The sequence below is a fragment of the Streptomyces sp. NPDC046203 genome (assembly GCF_040646255.1).
Taxonomy (GTDB): Bacteria; Actinomycetota; Actinomycetes; order Streptomycetales; family Streptomycetaceae; genus Streptomyces.
Genome location: NZ_JBEYZX010000002.1, coordinates 165,355 through 182,934 on the forward strand (window position 1 = coordinate 165,355; position 17,580 = coordinate 182,934).

Genomic DNA, 17,580 nt, shown 5'->3' on the forward strand with positions numbered 1-17,580 from the left:
ACTTTAGGGCTTGTCCGGACCGGGCTTCTCGTCGCCGGCCTTCCCCTCCCGGCTACCGTCCTCGCCGCCCGCGCCGCCCCGGGGGTTCCCACCGTGCTTGCCGCGCTTGCCGTGCTCGCCGCTCTCGTCGCTCCGGAGCCGGAAGCGCTGGAGCTTGCCGGTGGCCGTGCGCGGCAGCGTGTCCAGGAAGACGAACTCGCGCGGCGTCTTGTACGGGACGAGCCGGGCGCGCACGAAGGCGCGCAACGCCGCCGCCGTGCTGCTGTCGTGCGGCACCCCGTCCCGTACCACCGTGTACGCGACCGTGATCTGGCCGCGCAGGGGATCGGGCCGGCCGATCACCGCCGCCTCGACGACGTCGGGATGGGCGAGCAGCGCCTCCTCCACCTGCGGGCCGGGGATGTTGTACCCGGCCGAGATGATCATGTCGTCGGCGCGGGCGACGTAGCGGAAGCGGCCGTCCGGCTCGCGGACGTAGGTGTCGCCGGTGATGTTCCAGCCCCCGCGCACGTACTCCGTCTGCCGGGGATCGGCGAGATAGCGGCAGCCGACCGGGCCGCGCACCGCGAGCAACCCGGGCTCGCCGTCCGGCAGTTCCCGGCCGTCGCGGCCGACGATCCGGGCCTGCCAGCCGGGGACCGGCCGGCCGGTGGTGCCGGGGCGTATGTCGTCGTCGGCGGCGGACAGGAAGATGTGCATCAGCTCGGTCGCGCCGATGCCGTCGATCAGCTTCAGGCCGGTGTGCTCGTACCAGGCCCGCCAGGTCGACTCGGGCAGGTTCTCGCCGGCCGAGACACAGCGGCGCAGCGAGCCGAGGTCGTGGGTGTGGGCCGGCTCCGGGTGCGGGGTCCGGTTGTCACGGGCCTGAGCGCCCTGAGCGTACTGATCGCCCTGAACACCCTGAGCGCCCTGTTCGTCGGCAGTCCGGCCGCCGGGCACCTGGCCGTGGCCCGGGGCGGTCAGTTCGGACAGCATCACGCGGTACGCGGTCGGCGCCGTGAAGAGGACGGACACCCGGTGCCGGGCGATGGCGGCCAACAGCTGCTGAGGGCCCGCCTGTTCGAGCAGGACCGCGCATGCGCCGACGCGCAGCGGGAAGACGACGAGCCCGCCGAGTCCGAAGGTGAAGCCGAGGGGCGGGGAGCCGGCGAAGACGTCGTCCGGCTCCGGGCGCAGGACATGCGCGGAGAAGGTGTCGGCGACGGCGAGCACGTCGCGGTGGAAGTGCAGACAGCCCTTCGGCCGCCCGGTGCTGCCCGAGGTGAAGGCGATCAGCGCCACATCGTCGGCGGCGGTCGGTACCGCCTCGTACCGCTCCGGCTTGCCGTGGGCGAGGGTGAGCAGATCGTCCGGGCCGTCCCCGCCGAACGGGGTGATCCGCAGCCCCGGCACCCGGGCGGCGGTCAGCTCGTCGAGGAAGCGGGCGTCGCACAGGGCGTACTGGCAGCGGGCGATCTCGCACATCACGGCCAGTTCGCGGGACCGCTGCTGCGCGAGCACGGTGACGGCGATCGCGCCCGTCTTCATCACGGCGAGCCAACAGGCGGCGAGCCAGGGGGTGGTGGGGCCGCGCAACAGGATGCGGTTGCCGGGGCGGACACCCAGGTCGGAGGTGAGGACATGGGCGATCCGGTCGACCCGGTCGCGCAATTCGCCGTACGTCCAGACCGTGCCCTCGGCGTCGAGGAACGCCGGGCGGCCGCCGCCGAAGCGCTCCACCGTACGGTCCAGGAGCTCGGCCCCGCAGTTGAGCCGGTCCGGATAGGCGAGGCCGGGCAGGTCGAAGAGGAGGCGCGGCCACTGCCCGGCGGGCGGCAGATGATCGCGGGCGAAGGTGTCCTGATGGGCCGAGGGCGTCAGCTCCATTACGTCCGTTCCCCCTGTGTCGTCGGTCGGTGGGATCGTCGTGGTGCGGTGGCTGCCGTGGTGCGCGGTCGCCGGTGGCGCGGGCCGGGCCGGTGCGCGGGCTGGGTGGGTGCATGGGCCGGGTGGATGCGCGCGCCGGGCGGGTGTGCGGGCTGGGCGGGAGCGGCTGGTGGCGGGGCGTCGGCGGTGGTGGTGAGTCGGCCGTGGTGGCGACCGCGCGGGGGCGGTCGGGGCGGCGCTGAACGTGATGACGGCAGCCGTGCCGACAGCCGTGCTGACAGCCGAGCCGGCTGCCGTACCGATTGCCGTACCGATTGCCGTGCCGATTGCTGTGCCGGTCGTGGTGGGCGTCGTGGGCGCGTCCCGGTCTCTCGTGGCCAGGGCGCAAGGGATGACCGCATCCGGTGCGTGTGACCGCGCGCGTGGCCGATTCGGCAGTCGAGGTGGGGTCGGCTGCCGCCCTAGGAGCGTATCGTGATGGTGACGACAGTCAACGGTTCGCGATACAGCCAGGGAAAGGGCGCCCATGGCCGCATTCTCGCTCGATCCGGAACAGATCACCTGGTGCGCGGAGCTGCGCCGGCTCGCGGCGGAGCAGCTGCGTCCGCTCGCCGACAAGGGGGAACCGGGGCGGGTCAACCGCCCCCTTGTCGCCGCCTTGGGCGAGCTGGGCCTGCTCGCCCGCCTGTTTGATTCCAGTGCGCTCGACCTGTGTCTGATGCGGGAATCCCTGGCCCAGGCATGTACGGAGGCCGAGACCGCGCTCGCCCTCCAGGGGCTCGGCGCCCACCCCGTCGCCGCCTTCGGTACGGACGAGCAGCGGGCCCGCTGGCTGCCCGAGGTCGTCGCCGGTCGCGCCGTCGCCGCGTTCGCCCTGTCGGAGCCGGGCGCCGGCTCCGACGCCGCCGCGCTGGCCCTGGAGGCCGTACCGGACCCGGAGAGTGGGGGCTGGCGGCTGTACGGGGAGAAGACCTGGATCTCGAACGCGCCCGAGGCCGATCTCGTCACCGTCTTCGCCCGGACGGGCGAGGCGGCGCCCGACGCGGGCGGAGGCGGGGGCGCGGGCAGGGGGCGTACGGTCGGATCCCGGGGTGTCACGGCCTTCCTCGTCCCCGGCGACCGGGCCGGGCTCGGCGGCGAGGCGCTGGACATGCTGGCCCCGCACGCGCTCGGCACCTTCGTCTTCGACGGGGTGCCGGTCGGCCCCGGTGACGTGCTCGGGACGCCGGGGGAGGGGTTCCGGGTCGCGATGCACACGCTCAACCTGTTCCGGCCGAGCGTCGGCGCCTTCGCCGTCGGCATGGCGCGGGCCGCCCTCGACGCCACCCTGGAGCACACCGCCGCCCGCCCCGCCTTCGGCGGCGTCCTCGCCGACCTTCAGGCGGTCGCCCACCAGGTCGCCGAGATGGCGACCCGGACGGAGGCCGCCGGGCTGCTCGTGTACGCGGCGGCCGAGGCGTACGACCAGGGTGATCCGGACGTGCCGCGCCGCGCCGCCATGGCGAAGCTGCTCGCCACCGAGACCGCCCAGTACGTCGTCGACGCCGCCGTCCAACTGCACGGCGCCCGCGCCCTGCAACGCGGTCACCTGCTGGAACACCTCTACCGGGAGGTGCGGGCGCCCCGTATCTACGAAGGCGCCACTGAGGTCCAGCGCACCATCATCGCCAAGGAGCTGTACCGGCGGCACGCGCCCGGCGCGCCCCGGTCCCAGGCCGCCCCGGCTGCCCGCGAGGACCGGCCCGAGCGTCGACCCGAGCGCCGGGACGCCGTACTGGAGCAGCCGCAGCCGCAGCCGCAGCCGCAGCCGCAGCCGCAGCACACGCCCGCCGCGCCCGGAGGTGTCGTATGACCCTGCACCGCCACAACCCCGTCGAACTCTCCCCGCCGACCGGCTTCAGTCATGCCGTCACCGCCACCGGCAACCGGCTGGTTTTCCTCGCCGGCCAGACCAGCCTCGACCGCGACGGCAAGATCACCGGCGAGACCCTGCCCGAGCAGTTCGAGACCGCCCTGGTCAATCTGCTCACCGCGCTCCGTCACGCCGGCGGCTCGCCGGCCGACCTGGCCCGGGTCACCGTCTACGCCACGGACGTCGCCGACTACCGACGGCACGCACCCGAACTCGGCCGTATCTGGCGGAAGTTGGCGGGCCGCGACTACCCGGCGATGGCCGTGATCGGCGTCGTACGGCTATGGGACGATTCTGCGCGAGTCGAGCTCGACGGGTTCGCCGTCGTGGACGGATGAACAGAGCGGGTGAACGAAACGGATGGGGGTCGGGTGCCATGCCCGAGATCGAACTGAGTGCGGGGACCATCGCGTACGAGGACACCGGAGGTCCCGGACCGGTCCTCGTCCTGCTCCACGGACTCGTCCACGACGCGACGGTCTGGCGCACGGTCGCCGCCGAACTCGCCCCGGACCACCGGGTGATCGCGCCCACTCTCCCGTACGGCTCCCACCGCGAGGCGATGCGCGCGGACGTCCCGCTCTCGCCCGACACCGTCATCGACCTGATCGCCGAGTTCCTCGACCGTCTCGACCTGCACGAGGTCACGCTCGTCGAGAGCGACTGCGGCCGGGCCCAGACCGTCGCCGTCCGGCACCCCGAGCGGCTCGCCCGGCTGGTCCTGATCTCCTGCGAGGCATTCGACAACTACCCGCCCGGCGCCCCGGGCAAGATGATCGCGCTGGCCTGCCGGGTCCCCGGCGGCATCACCCTCATGTCCCGGATCCTGGGCCTGAAGGCGCTGCGCCGCCTCCCCGTCGGCATCGGCGCGCTCACCCGGCGGCCCGTGCCGGACGGGATCGTCGACGGCTGGCTGCGACCGCTGCGCACCGACCCGGCGGTCCGTGCCGACTTCCGCCGCTACAACCTCGCCGTACGCAAGGACGAACTGCTGAAGGCGGCCGACGGGTTGGGCTCCTTCGACCGTCCCGCGCTCGTCGTCTGGGCCGCCGACGACCTGATGATGCCCCGCGAGCACGGGCGTCGGCTGGCCGCGCTGCTGCCGAAGGGGCGGTACGTCGAGATCGCCGACAGCCGCACGCTGATCGCCGAGGACCAGCCGGAGCGACTGGCGGACGAACTGCGGGCGTTCGTCGCGGAGAGCTGAGCGCGGACGAGCGGCCGGGGGCTGGGGCCGTTCGGCAGGTGCCGCCCGACGGGCGGGGAACAGCGGGGGTGAAGGCTCCGGAGTCGCCGGGGGTCCGGGAGCGCACGCGCACGCGCACCCGGACCCCACCCCGGGCCCCCGGGGCCCGCACCTGCGTGAACCCTCCCCCCACCCCTCCCTGCGACCCCTCCGCCCTTCCTTCCACCCATCCGCCGCGGAGATCGACTGGTGGGCCTCCAGGGCCGGGCTTAGGGTCGATGGGTGGACCGACCGGCCCACGGGTCTCGTAGGTGAGGCACGATGCGCGATGACTTCCCCGAAGCCGCCGCCTTCCCGGCGGACCGCCGACGCGCCACCCGGTGAACGGAGCGGTCACGGCAAGGGCATCGCCCTGTTCGTGATCGCGTCCTGCCAGTTGATGGTCGTCCTCGACATCACCATCGTGAACATCGCGCTCCCGCACATCCAGAGCGCCCTCGGTTTCTCCACCACCAATCTCTCGTGGGTGGTGAACGCCTACACGCTGACCTTCGGCGGTCTGCTGCTGCTCGGTGGCCGGACCGGCGACATCCTGGGGCGCCGTCGGGTCTTCATCTTCGGCGTCCTGCTCTTCGGACTCGCCTCGCTGCTCGGTGGACTGGCCCATGAATCCTGGCAGTTGCTCGCCGCGCGCTCGCTCCAGGGCGTCGGCGGCGCGATCGCCTCGCCGACCGCGCTGTCCTTGGTCACCACCACCTTCGACGAAGGTCCCGAACGCAACCGCGCCTTCGGCGTGTTCGCGGGCGTCTCGGCGGCCGGCGGCGCGATCGGACTTCTGGCGGGCGGGATCCTCGTCGAATGGCTCGACTGGCGCTGGGTGTTCTTCGTCAATGTGCCGATCTCGCTCCTCATCGCCTTCCTGGCGCCGCGCCACGTCAAGGACTCCCCGCGCCACCCGGGTCACTTCGACATCGCGGGCGCGCTCACCGCGACCCTCGGCATGGTGTCCCTGGTGTACGGCTTCATCCGCGCCGCGCAGGAGGGCTGGCGGGATCCGTACACCCTGGGCTCGTTCGTCCTCGCCGTGCTGCTGCTGACGTCCTTCGTGCTGATCGAACGGCGGTCCCGGCAGCCGATCACCCCGCTGCACATGTTCGCCGACCGCAACCGGTCCGGCACCTACGGCATCATGCTGTGCCTGTCGGCGTCGATCTTCGGGATGTTCTTCTTCCTGACCCTCTTCGTGCAGGACGTCCTGGAGTTCAGCCCGCTGCGCGCCGGACTCGCCTTCCTCCCGGTGAGCGTGGTGATCGCGATCCTCGCCGGGGTCACCTCCCGGCTGCTGCCCCGCTTCGGGCCGAAGCTGTTCATGGTGGCCGGCTCGGTCTGCCTGGCGGCGGGACTGTCCTGGCTGACCCAGGTGGAGGTCCACTCCACGTATCTCGGCAGCATCTTCGGGCCGATGCTGGTCCTGGGCTCCGGCATGGGCATGATGTTCGTCTCGCTGACCCTGACGGCCCTGTCCAACGTCGCCCCGCAGGAGGCGGGCGCCGCGTCCGGGCTGCTCAACACGATGCAGCAGGTGGGCGGTTCCCTCGGTCTGTCGATCCTTGTCACGGTCTTCGGCACGGTCAGCCGCAACGAGGCGGAGAAGCAGGTGCCCGCCTTCCTCCAGCACGCCGGCATCCTGGCGAAGACGGAGTTCGCACGTACCCGCCAACTCCCCAAACCCTGGAGCGACGAGGTCCTCACCAGCGGTGTCACCGCCGGCTTCATCGTGGCCGCCGCCTTCGCCGTGGTCGCCCTGACCATCGCCCTCCTCGCGATCAAGGTCCGCCCCTCGGACCTCGAACGCCTCAAGGGCGGCGGGAGGGCGGGACCGGGCTGACGGCGGGCGCACGACGGCCAGGGCCGCACCGCCCTCCGATCAGGAGGGCGGTGCGGCCCCGGCCCGGCCCTTCTGCCTACCCGCCGCCGGAGAATTCCGGCGGCGGAACTCTTCCGACGGGTGTGTGGAGCCGGCCGAACCCGGTCGCCGGGACGAGGACGCGTAGAGGCCCTGGCCAGAGCAATGCGGATTGTCATTTATGCTTCAAGGCGGCCACGGGGCAGTGGCTCGTCGCTTGCGTGGCAACCGCGGAACCGGCGGGCAGTCCTGCCGGTCGGGGAGCTCGCGCGTCGGGGCCTTGGTCCGGAGGGGACCGTACGCCGCTGATCATGCAGATCCCGGGGAACCGACGTCACGCCGACACGTCTCCCAGCGGTGCGGGGAACCCGGCCCACCCGCCCGTGATTCAGAAGACCCCAGGGAGAAGTGAGGTATGCCAGTGATCTGTGTCGGTGGCATGATCGGAATCGGCAAGACCAGCGTGGCCGAGGTGCTCGCCAAGGCGCTGGGCAGCGAGGTCTTCTACGAGAGCGTGGAAGACAACCCGATCCTTCCGCTCTTCTACACGGCGAGCCCCGAGGAGATCCAGGCCAAGCGCTACCCGTTCCTCCTTCAGCTCTACTTCCTGCAGACGCGGTTCGCCGCGATCAAGGACGCGTACAAGGAGGGCAACAACGTCCTCGACCGGTCCATATACGAGGACTGGTACTTCGCCAAGGTCAACCACGACCTGGGGCGGATCAGCTCCCTCGAGATGCAGGTGTACGAGGGTCTGCTCGACGAGATGATGCGCGAGATCGACGGCCTGCCGTACCGCAAGGCGCCCGACCTCATGGTCTACCTCAAGGCGGACTTCGACACGGTGATGCACCGCATCGGGCTGCGCGGCCGTGACTTCGAGCAGGACGAGAGCCTCGTCGAGTACTACCGGACGCTGTGGTCCGGCTACGACGACTGGGTGCACAAGCACTACTCGGCCAGCGAAGTCCTCGTCATCGACATGAACTGCACCGACGTGGTGAACAACCCCGAGGACGCGGTCCGGGTGGCCCAGGAGGTCAGGGACGCCCTGGCCGCCGGCGGCTGCCGGGTCTGAGGCCGCCCCGTACGGACGACCGCGCGGACGAACGTACGGACGACCTCTTTTCCCGCCCTCCTTCGGGCCCCTCGGGCCCGACCCTTTGTCCGACCCCCTTCCGGGGCCCGCTTCGGCGCGGTTCCGGAAGGGGGTCGGTGCGTTCGGGGAGGGGGCCGGGGTCAGGGCCGGGGCCGGAGTCGGGTCAGATGTCCCGGAAGATCTCGATCTGCGCGCCCACCGAGTTCAGGCGCTCCGCGAGGTCCTCGTAACCGCGGTTGATGACATAGACGTTGCGCAGCACCGAGGTGCCCTCGGCGGCCATCATCGCCAGGAGGACGACCACGGCCGGGCGCAGGGCCGGCGGGCACATCATCTCGGCGGCGCGCCAGCGGGTGGGGCCCTCGACCAGGACGCGGTGGGGGTCCAGGAGCTGGAGGCGGCCACCGAGGCGGTTGAGGTCGGTGAGGTAGATCGCGCGGTTGTCGTAGACCCAGTCGTGGATCAGCGTCTTCCCCTGCGCCGTGGCCGCGATGGCCGCGAAGAAGGGGACGTTGTCGATGTTGAGGCCCGGGAACGGCATCGGGTGGATCTTGTCGATCGGCGCCTCCAGCTTGGAGGGGCGGACCGTCAGGTCGACCAGCCGGGTGCGGCCGTTGTCGGCGGCGTACTCGGCGGAACGGTCGTGGTCGAGCCCCATCTCCTCCAGGACCGCCAGCTCGATCTCCATGAACTCGATCGGCACCCGGCGGATCGTCAGCTCCGACTCGGTGACGACGGCCGCGGCCAGCAGGCTCATCGCCTCGACCGGGTCCTCGGAGGGGGAGTAGTCGACGTCGACGTCGATCTGCGGGACGCCGTGCACGGTGAGCGTGGTGGTGCCGACGCCGTCGACCCGTACGCCCAGCGCCTCCAGGAAGAAGCACAGGTCCTGGACCATGTAGTTGGAGGAGGCGTTGCGGATGACGGTGACGCCGTCGTTGCGGGCGGCGGCGAGCAGGGCGTTCTCGGTCACCGTGTCGCCGCGCTCGGTCAGGACGATCGGGCGGTCGGGGGAGACGCCCTGCTCGATCTCGGCGTGGTAGAGGCCCTCGGTGGCGGTGATGTCGAGGCCGAAGCGGCGCAGCGCGATCATGTGCGGCTCGATCGTGCGGGTGCCGAGGTCGCAGCCGCCGGCGTACGGCAGCTTGAAGCGGTCCATGCGGTGCAGCAGCGGACCGAGGAACATGATGATGGAGCGGGTGCGGATGGCCGCCTCCGCGTCGATCGACTCCATGTCGAGCTCGGCGGGCGGCACGATCTCCAGGTCGACGCCGTCGTTGATCCAGCGGGTGCGGACACCGATGGAGTTGAGGACTTCGAGGAGGCGGAAGACTTCTTCGATGCGGGCGACCCGGCGCAGCACCGTGCGGCCCTTGTTCAGCAGCGTGGCGCACAGCAGCGCGACACAGGCGTTCTTGCTGGTCTTGACGTCGATGGCGCCGGAGAGCCGGCGGCGGCCCACGACGCGCAGATGCATCGGGCCGGCGTAACCGAGAGCGACGATCTCGCTGTCGAGAGCCTCGCCGATACGGGCGATCATCTCAAGGCTGATGTTCTGGTTGCCGCGCTCGATCCGGTTGACAGCGCTCTGGCTGGTGCCGAGTGCTTCGGCGAGCTGCGTCTGGGTCCAGCCGCGGTGCTGACGGGCGTCACGGATGAGCTTGCCGATGCGCTCGAGGTAGTCGTCTGTCATGGCGTCACGGTATCTCAGATATGAGATGGTGCGAGCGGTGGGGTGGTCTGTCAGGGTGACGGAGTGTGGGCAATGGGGTGACGCGGTTCGTAAAGGGGCAGTTCAGTGCCGCTCGGCAGGCGTACGGCGGCGACCAGGCCCCAGCCCTGATCGGTGACGGGCCGTGAGATGTCCGCGCCCCGGTCCTCCAGGGTGCGCAGGGCCTGCGCGACGTCCTCGCACATCAGGTAGATCTCGTGCCAGGGGTCGCCGTCGGTGGGATGCACCGCGATCTCGGCGGGCGGCAGCCGGAAGATGAGCCAGCCGCGCCCCGCGTCGACATGGTCGAAGCCGACGACGTCCTTGAGGAAGTCGCGGTCCGCCTCCGCGTCCCGGGTGTAGATGACCATGTGCGCGCCGCTGAACATGCCTCGATCGTCACCTCGCGGGCGGTTCACGGCAATCGCGCCGCTTCCGTACGGAGTAGTGCGGAGGAGTAAGGGGTACGGGGGCGGGGTGCGGCCGGTGGCGTACGGGTCAGGGCGTACGGCCAAGGTACGTACCTCCCCGGCGCGTACGGGTCCGCCTCAGCAGCCTCTCGTGTCACCCGCCGTCGTGGTGTCCGCCGTCGCCTCGTCCGCCTCCCGCAGGCGCATCCGCTGGATCTGGCGGGCGAGCGTCCGGCGGGCCGAGGCGGTGTGCTCGCTGTGCGATCCGGGCGTCGCGCGGGTGTCGAGGGCGCGGGCGATCCGGTCGTACGTGCCCTGGTGACGGGGGTCCAGGACGGCCCGATGGGTACGGAGGTCCTCCTCGACCAGCCGGCGCAACGCGTCCACGTTCCGTTCGCTGAACCGCTTGCGGCCGCGCGCCAGGGCCTGGGTCAGCCGGGCGCAGTGGGCCGCACCGCCGCCGGGTTCCCGGGACGCGGCGACCCAGTCGGCGATCTCCTCGGCGAGGCCCCACAACCGTCCTTCGAGCCAGGGCGCGTCGCCCTGGTCGAGCGCGAGCCCGTCCGGCTCCGCCGTCGCGCCGGCCGGGCCGGCGGCTCTCGTCACCTGCTTGGAGACCGCCGGCTGGCTCATCCCGGCGAGCCGGGCGAGCCGGTCCTGGGTCCAGCCGGCGGCGGCCAGCCGCCGGATCATCTCCGCGCGCAGCCGCCGGGTCTCCTCGCCGGCGCGGATGACCTCGTTCAGTCCGGCGAACAGATTGGCGAGCCGTTCCTCCGCCGGGTCCACCCCGGCCGATCCGGTTGCATCGGCCGCTCCCGGCTCTGCCGGCGTACCCGTCATGTTCCCGCCCCTGTCCGTCGCCGACGTCGCCACAACCCCGTTATACAGCGCCCGGCCAAGGTCTCGACAAGTCCATAACCGGGTTGTACAACCTGGTTATGACTTCCTCGGCTCATCCGTCCCTCCCGTCCCTCCCGGCCGCCCCCGACTCCGCCATCGCCCCCGACTTCGTCACCGCGCCCGACGGCACCCGGCTCGCCCTCCGCGTCACCGGCTCCGGCGCCTCGCTCCTCTGCGTCCCCGGCGGCCCCACCGACTGCGGCTACCTCGGTGACCTCGGCGGATTGACGGCCCGTCGCACCCTGCTGCTGCCCGACCCGCGCGGCACCGGCCGCTCCGCCGTGCCCGCGGATCCCGCCTCGTACCGCTGCGACCGGCTCGCCGACGACATCGAGACGCTGCGTGCCGGGCTCGGGGTCGAACGGATCGACCTGCTCGGCCACTCGGCGGGCGCCAATGTCGCGCTCCAGTACGCCGCCCGCCACCCGCGCCGCGTCGGCCGGCTCCTCCTCGTCGCCCCGGGCACCCGTGCCGTCGGCGTCGACATCCCGGCCGAGGAACGGCTCGCCCTCGCGCGGCGGCGGAGGTGCGAGCCGTGGTTCCCGGCCGCGTACGCCGCCCTGGAGGCCGTCAACGCGGGCGCCGGCACGGACTGGGAGGCCATCACCCCCTTCCGGTACGGCCGCTGGGACGCCGCCGCCCGCCGCCATCACGCCTCGGCGCGGCCCGCGAACCCCGAGGCCGTGGCCCGGTTCGGCGCGGAGGGCGCTTTCACCCCGGAGGCCACACGGGCCGCCCTCGCCGGTCTCACCGCCCCGGTTTTGCTGCTCGCGGGCGAGTACGATCTCAACAGCCCGCCGTCCGCGGTCGCCTCGCTCGTCCCCCTCTTCCCGTGTGCCGCCCGCCTCGTCCACACGGTCCAGCCCGGCGCGGGCCACTACCCCTGGCTCGACGATCCCGCCCGTTTCACCGCGACCCTGACGGACTTTCTGGAGACGACGCCACCCGAGAGCCGTCCGGCCGGGCACGTGTCGTAAGGTCCCGACGCCCAACCGTCCGCCCAAGCCGACACCTCCACCCTCAAGCCGACATCCCCACCCCCACCCCTCGGAGCCCCCGTGCCGCGCCCCGCCCGTCTCGTCGCCACGCTCACCGCCCCGTTGCCCTTCGCCGACGCGGAGGGCGCCCCCTGGCTGACGCCGTGGCCGGGCGGCGCGCGGCTGCTCGTCCAGCGAGGTGAGACGGAACTGCTCGTACGGGAGACGACGGCGCCGGCCACGGCCGAGCCCGTCCGCTTCCCGGCGCCCTGGCCGCGCCGGTACCGGGACGCGGCCGTGTCGCCCACCCTCGACCTGGCCGTGTTCTCGGGACCGCACGGTCTGCGGGCCGTCGACCGCACCGGCGCGGTGCGCTGGGAACTCGCGCACGGCTGCTGGGCGGGCTGCGAGGAGGGTGAGGCGGCGGCCGGGGCGACCGGCCCGTACTCCGTAACCCCGCATCCCGTAACCCCGAACTCCGTCACCCCGGCCCTCGTCGTCCCGCATCCCGACGACCGCGCGCACCGGTACGCGCCGCGCGGGTCGGTGGAGTTCTCCGTCGACGGCACGTTCGTCTGGGCCCATGTCCGTGGCCCGCTCGCAGGCGACGGCCCTGGCCCCGGCCCCGGCCCCGGCCCCGGCCTCGGTCCCGACCCCGACCCCGCCTCCACCCCCGCCCCCACCCCCGGCGAGGAGGAGTGGCTTGTCCTGGACGCGGCGGACGGCACGGTGCTCGCGCGCGTCGAGACGGGCACCGCGGCGGCCGGCTCCAGCCACGTACCGCACCCGGACTCCGCGCGGATGGGGCTGACCATCGGTGAAGGGCAGGACGGCTCCCCGCTGCGGTGGGGCCACTACGACGGCCGCACCCTCACCGTCGACAGCCTCGGCGACGACGATCTCGTCCTGCTGGCGGTGAGCCCCGGCGGCGATCGGCTGCTCACCGTGACCCACGATCAGGAGACGCTCGCCGTCCACCGGCTCGCCGACGGCGCGGTGGCGGCCGCGCTCGACGCGTCCGGCATCCCGTCGCGAGGCCCCGAGGACGTCCCTGAGCGCGAGGACAGCGAGGAGGACGAGGAGCCGAACGAGGCGTACTTCGACTACGCGGGAGGCTTCGTCGACGAGGACACCGTCATCGCCGGGACGGTCGAGAGCGACGAGGAGCACGACAACCTCCGGCACTGGCTCGTCGGTGCGGACCGTATGGCATATGCCGAAGTGGTCGACTATCCCTTCCCCATAGAGGTCCCGCCCACCGCTCTGGGCGACGGCACCTGGTACACGACCTCCTCGGCCGACAACGCGCTGCACCTCTGGTCCCTCTGACGCGCGTTCCGGCCGCCGTGCTCCCGCCGCGCTTCCGGTGCCCCGCCCCCCAGGCCGATCGGTCATATGGCTGACACCGGGCCCCCAGGGGTGTGTCAGGGATGCATGCCCGGGCAGCGGTGGTCGTTATGCGGCTTTTATGTCCTTTGATGTCCTGTGACTGCCGTTCGGGACACCGCCGATCAAAGGAGCGAGACGGGATGCTGCGCCGTTTGTGGGGACTGGCGGGGGCCGCGGGACTGGCCGCGGCCCTGTTGCTGCCATGGCAGCAACAGGCATATGCCGCGGCCGGTGATCCCTTCCCCGAAGGACCCGGCCTGGTCTTCGTCGCCCAGGGCACGGCCCCCGGCCAGCCGACCACCCTCTACGAAGCGGTCCAGGGCGTCGGCCAGGTCCACTTCGTCTCCCAGGGCACCGCCGGCTTCGGCTACAACGCCATGGGCTTCCGCGCCGCGGACCGGTATCTCTACGCCATCAACAACAACGACGGCCTCGCCCGCATCGGCCAGGGCGGCGTCGCCACCAACACCGGACAGGTCGGCCTGCCCTCCAGCGGCACCTTCAGCTACAACCAGGGCACCTTCGGCGACGGGGCCACCGCGGACACCCTCTACGTCCGCCAGTCCGAGACCGACAACAGCCTGTACGCCGTCGACGTCCCCACCCATACGTCGCACCGGATCGTGCTCTCCTCCAACGTCCCGAACATGTCGGACATCGTCTGGAAGGACGGCTACATCTGGGGCGTGTACGGCGAGGGCCACCAGCTCTACCGGATCGACCCCACCACCGGCGCCGTCATCTCCGTCCCCCTGACCGGCATCCCGGCGAACCCGTACGGGGCCCAGTGGGTCTACGGCAACGGCAACATCGGCATCTCGAACAACGTCACCGGCACCGTCTACCAGCTCCGTATCAACAACCCGACGTCCGCCACCCCGACGGTCACCATCCTCTCCTCGACCAGGGGGCCGGCGAACAGCCAGAACGACGGCGCCGCCGTCCCCGGCGAGCCCGCCGACCTCGTCATCGCCAAGGACGGACCGTCGACCTGGTCGCCGGGCGACACGATCACGTACACCCTGCGGATCCACAACAACGGGCCCGGCGACTCCTCCGGCTACATCGTCACCGACACCCTGCCGGACAACCTGCTCAACCCCGCCACGACGACGGACGGCTGCGCCATCGTCACGGACAACGGCCAGAACCTCGTGCAGTGCACCGGCGCCGCGCTCGCCAACGGCGCCGACGCCCCGGTGGTCACCATCACCGGCACCGCCCCGGCCACCCCCGGCACCGACTGCGTCACCGACGGGATCAGCAACACGGCCCACGTCACCGGCAACGAGTCCGATCCCGAGCCGACCAACAACACCGCCGACTCCACGGCCTGCCCGGCGGGCGAGACGCCGCCGTCCTTCACCGTTCAGAAGACCGCGTCCGTCGGTCCCGACGGATTCGTGGGCTCCGGTGACCAGGTGACGTACACGGTCACCATCACCAACACCGGCACGGTGGACTACACCGACGCCGACCCCGCCACCTTCACGGACGACCTGAGCGACGTCACCGACGACGCCAAGGTCGACCCGAACTCCCTGACCGGCGGCGCCCAGCTCGTCGACGGCGGCATCTCCTGGTCCGGCCCGCTCGCCGCCGGCGCCACCCACACCGTGACGTACACGGTCGAGGTCAACGGTCCCGACCAGGGCAACCACGTCCTGCGCAACGCCGTGACCCCCGGCCCGACCGGCAGCTGCACCAGCGCCGACGACTGCACCACCACGGTCCCCGTCGCCGCCTTCACGGTGACGAAGAGCGTGGACGCCACGACCGCCGCCCCCGGCGATGTCCTCCACTACACGGTGACCGTCACCAACACCGGCCAGGTCGACTTCGGAGGCACCGGCACCCCGCACGCGCCCCCGGCGCACATCGTGGACGCCCTCGCGAGCGATCTCGTCCTCGCCGACTACAACGGGGACGCCAGCAACGGCGGCACCCTCCAGGGCAGCAACCTCGTCTGGGACCTGGACCTGCCCATCGGCGCCACCGAGACGCTGACGTACTCCCTCACCGTCCACGACACCATCACGGCCACCACCGTGATCAGCAACACCGTGACCCCGGGGCAGTACGGCAGCTGCGCCACCCCGGACGTGTGCAGCACCGAGACCACCGTCCAGACGCACGGGTTCACCGTGCGCAAGACCGTGTCGCCGAGCACGGCGCTGCCGGGGGACCAGGTGACGTACACGGTGTCCGTACGGAACATCGGCACCACCCCGTTCACGGACGCCGACCCGGCCTCGTTCACCGACGACCTGTCGGGCGTGCTGGACGACGCGACGTACAACAACGACGCGACGGGCGGCGCCACGGTCACCGGCACCACGCTGAACTGGTCGGGTCCGCTGGCCGTCGGCGAGACCGTCACCATCACGTACAGCGTGACGGTCGACGACCCGGACACCGGTGACCAGCTCCTGCGCAACGCGGTGACCCCCGGCGCGGAGGGCGCCTGCACCTCGGCGGCGGCCTGCACCACCGACGTCCCCGTCACCGTCCCGCCCGAGCAGCCGGCGCTGTCGCTGGCGAAGCGGGCGGACTCGGCGGGCCCGTTCCGGGTCGGGGACACGGTCACGTACACCTACACGGTCACCAACACCGGGAACGCCGACCTCAGCGGCATCACCGTCGCCGACGACCGGGTCTCCCCGGTCACCTGTGACGCGACGAGCCTGGCCCCCGGCGCGAGCACGACCTGCCACGGTACGTACACGATCACGGACGACGCGCTGACCGACTGCCACCGTGACGCCAGGGCGCCGAAGGCGCGCAAGGGCGGCGACGACGGCAACGGTGGCAACGGTGGCGGCGGGCAGGAGACCTGCTCCGTCACCAACACCGCGACCGCGACGGGCACCGACCCCGAGGGCGACAACGTCACCAGCGACCCGGCCCAGGCCACCATCACGGTGATCAGGGAGGTCAAGCCGCCGTGCGAGTACGGCGAGTGCCACGAGTACGGGGACGACGGCTACGACCACGCCGAGTCCTCTGCCAAGGAGACGGCCGGTCGGCACCACGTCTGACACCTGACACCTGACACCTGACACCTGACACCTGACACCTGACATCCGGGGGTCCGCCTCGGGTACGGCCGGAGCGCCCGCGTCCCCTTCCGGGGGCGCGGGCGCTCCGTCTTCCGCAGCCGTGAGCCTGGCACGCCCGGACGTACGCCGTGGCCCCCGCTACCGTGGCCCGGAACCAGCCGACTCGCGTGGGGAGCGCAGGATGAGCGAACCGATCCGGTGGGGCAGCAAGGACCCCGGCCCCTTCTTTCATGGCACGAAGGCCGATCTCGCCGTCGGAGACCTGCTGGAGCCGGGGTACGGCTCCAACTTCGGCAAGGGCGACAGGGCGAACTTCGTCTATCTGACCGCCACGCTGGACGCCGCCGTCTGGGGAGCGGAACTGGCCGCCGGGGCGGACGAGGACCAGCGGATCTATCTCGTCGAGCCCACCGGCTTCTTCGAGGACGACCCGAACCTGACGGACACGAAGTTCCCCGGCAACCCGACCCGGTCCTACCGCACCCGGCTGCCGCTGCGGATCGTCGCGGAGGTCCGCCACTGGCAGGGGCACCCGCCGGAGGTCCTCCAGCAGATGCGGGACAGGCTGGCGGAGCTCAAGGCCCAGGGTGTCGAGGCCATCAACGAGTGAGCGGGGTGGCATGAGTGGGTGAATCGAGCGGGTGAGCCGCCGGATCCCGCGATCCGGCGGCGGCCGGTCCGCACCGCAGTACCGCCCCGCCCCGCCCTCAGGGGCTGACGGGGCGCCGGGGGAGCGGGGAGGAGTAGACGACGCTGGTCGTGACGGAGCCCAGACCGCCGATGCGGCCCGCGATCTCCTCCAGGTGACGCATGGACCGTGCGGCGACCTTGATGACGAAGCAGTCGTCGCCGGTCACATGGTGGGCTTCCAGGATCTCGGGCATCGCCTCGACCAGGTCGTGGAAGGGCCTGTAGTTGCCGTTCGGGTAGCGCAGCCGGACGAACGCCATGATCGTCAGCCCGACCTTCTCCGGGTCGACGACCGCCGCGTAGCCGCTGATGATCCCCGCCTCCTCCAGCCGGCGTACCCGCTCGGTGACGGCGCTCGCCGACATGGAGACGGCGCGCGCGAGGTCGGCGAAGCTGGCCCGGCCCTCGCGTTGGAGGACTTCGAGGATGCGCCAGTCGGTGGCGTCAGGGGAAAACGCGGTCATGCGGGAGAAGT

General features: G+C 71.9%; 14 protein-coding genes. 9 read left to right on the forward strand and 5 right to left on the reverse strand.

Translation table 11 applies throughout. The features are described from left to right. Window positions 1–3 precede the first annotated feature (3 nt). Complete coding sequence (locus ABZ990_RS02485; protein ID WP_361224024.1) at window positions 4–1,866, reverse strand: AMP-binding protein; 1,863 nt, start codon at window positions 1,864–1,866, stop codon at window positions 4–6. A 526-nt stretch (window positions 1,867–2,392) separates the two neighbouring features. Between ABZ990_RS02485 and ABZ990_RS02490 the strand changes: the two genes are divergently transcribed. The 5 genes from ABZ990_RS02490 (at window position 2,393) to ABZ990_RS02510 (ending at window position 7,948) form a co-directional block, all read left to right on the forward strand. Next, the gene (locus ABZ990_RS02490) at window positions 2,393–3,718 is read left to right on the forward strand and encodes an acyl-CoA dehydrogenase (RefSeq protein WP_361224027.1); all 1,326 of its coding nucleotides are present in this window, start codon (window positions 2,393–2,395) and stop codon (window positions 3,716–3,718) included. After that, entirely contained in the window at window positions 3,715–4,116 is a 402-nt protein-coding gene (locus ABZ990_RS02495; protein ID WP_361224029.1) for a RidA family protein, read from the forward strand. Before ABZ990_RS02490 ends, ABZ990_RS02495 begins: the two co-directional genes overlap by 4 nt. A gap of 38 nt (window positions 4,117–4,154) precedes the next feature. After that, window positions 4,155–4,985, forward strand: coding sequence for an alpha/beta hydrolase (locus ABZ990_RS02500; RefSeq protein ID WP_361224032.1), 831 nt, complete (start codon window positions 4,155–4,157; stop codon window positions 4,983–4,985). A gap of 307 nt (window positions 4,986–5,292) precedes the next feature. Beyond that, on the forward strand, window positions 5,293–6,852 hold the full coding sequence (locus tag ABZ990_RS02505) for an MFS transporter (RefSeq protein WP_361224035.1): 1,560 nt from the start codon (window positions 5,293–5,295) through the stop codon (window positions 6,850–6,852). A 433-nt stretch (window positions 6,853–7,285) separates the two neighbouring features. Continuing rightward, window positions 7,286–7,948, forward strand: a complete 663-nt coding sequence (locus tag ABZ990_RS02510) for a deoxynucleoside kinase (RefSeq protein ID WP_361224038.1) — start codon at window positions 7,286–7,288, stop codon at window positions 7,946–7,948. 184 nt (window positions 7,949–8,132) lie between these two features. Here the strand turns inward: ABZ990_RS02510 and ABZ990_RS02515 are convergent, their stop codons facing one another. The 3 genes from ABZ990_RS02515 to ABZ990_RS02525 all read right to left on the reverse strand — a co-directional run bounded on the left by ABZ990_RS02515 (window position 8,133) and on the right by ABZ990_RS02525 (window position 10,930). Then, complete coding sequence (locus ABZ990_RS02515; protein WP_361224040.1) at window positions 8,133–9,662, reverse strand: UDP-N-acetylglucosamine 1-carboxyvinyltransferase; 1,530 nt, start codon at window positions 9,660–9,662, stop codon at window positions 8,133–8,135. A gap of 50 nt (window positions 9,663–9,712) precedes the next feature. Then, the gene (locus ABZ990_RS02520) at window positions 9,713–10,069 is read right to left on the reverse strand and encodes a VOC family protein (RefSeq protein WP_361224043.1); all 357 of its coding nucleotides are present in this window, start codon (window positions 10,067–10,069) and stop codon (window positions 9,713–9,715) included. 159 nt (window positions 10,070–10,228) lie between these two features. Further along, window positions 10,229–10,930, reverse strand: a complete 702-nt coding sequence (locus ABZ990_RS02525) for a sigma-70 family RNA polymerase sigma factor (RefSeq protein WP_361224046.1) — start codon at window positions 10,928–10,930, stop codon at window positions 10,229–10,231. Window positions 10,931–11,028: 98 nt separating this feature from the next. Here ABZ990_RS02525 and ABZ990_RS02530 point away from each other — a divergent pair, with 98 nt between their 5' ends. The 4 genes from ABZ990_RS02530 to arr all read left to right on the forward strand — a co-directional run bounded on the left by ABZ990_RS02530 (window position 11,029) and on the right by arr (window position 17,025). Then, on the forward strand, window positions 11,029–11,967 hold the full coding sequence (locus ABZ990_RS02530; protein ID WP_361224048.1) for an alpha/beta hydrolase: 939 nt from the start codon (window positions 11,029–11,031) through the stop codon (window positions 11,965–11,967). A gap of 81 nt (window positions 11,968–12,048) precedes the next feature. After that, window positions 12,049–13,296: a hypothetical protein gene (locus ABZ990_RS02535; RefSeq protein WP_361224050.1), complete on the forward strand. Its 1,248-nt coding sequence runs from the start codon at window positions 12,049–12,051 to the stop codon at window positions 13,294–13,296. Window positions 13,297–13,496: 200 nt separating this feature from the next. Beyond that, window positions 13,497–16,394, forward strand: a complete 2,898-nt coding sequence (locus ABZ990_RS02540; protein ID WP_361224053.1) for a hypothetical protein — start codon at window positions 13,497–13,499, stop codon at window positions 16,392–16,394. A gap of 202 nt (window positions 16,395–16,596) precedes the next feature. Further along, window positions 16,597–17,025: an NAD(+)--rifampin ADP-ribosyltransferase gene (arr, locus tag ABZ990_RS02545; RefSeq protein WP_361224056.1), complete on the forward strand. Its 429-nt coding sequence runs from the start codon at window positions 16,597–16,599 to the stop codon at window positions 17,023–17,025. A gap of 97 nt (window positions 17,026–17,122) precedes the next feature. Here the strand turns inward: arr and ABZ990_RS02550 are convergent, their stop codons facing one another. Beyond that, entirely contained in the window at window positions 17,123–17,569 is a 447-nt protein-coding gene (locus tag ABZ990_RS02550) for an Lrp/AsnC family transcriptional regulator (RefSeq protein WP_361224059.1), read from the reverse strand. Window positions 17,570–17,580: the final 11 nt, after the last annotated feature.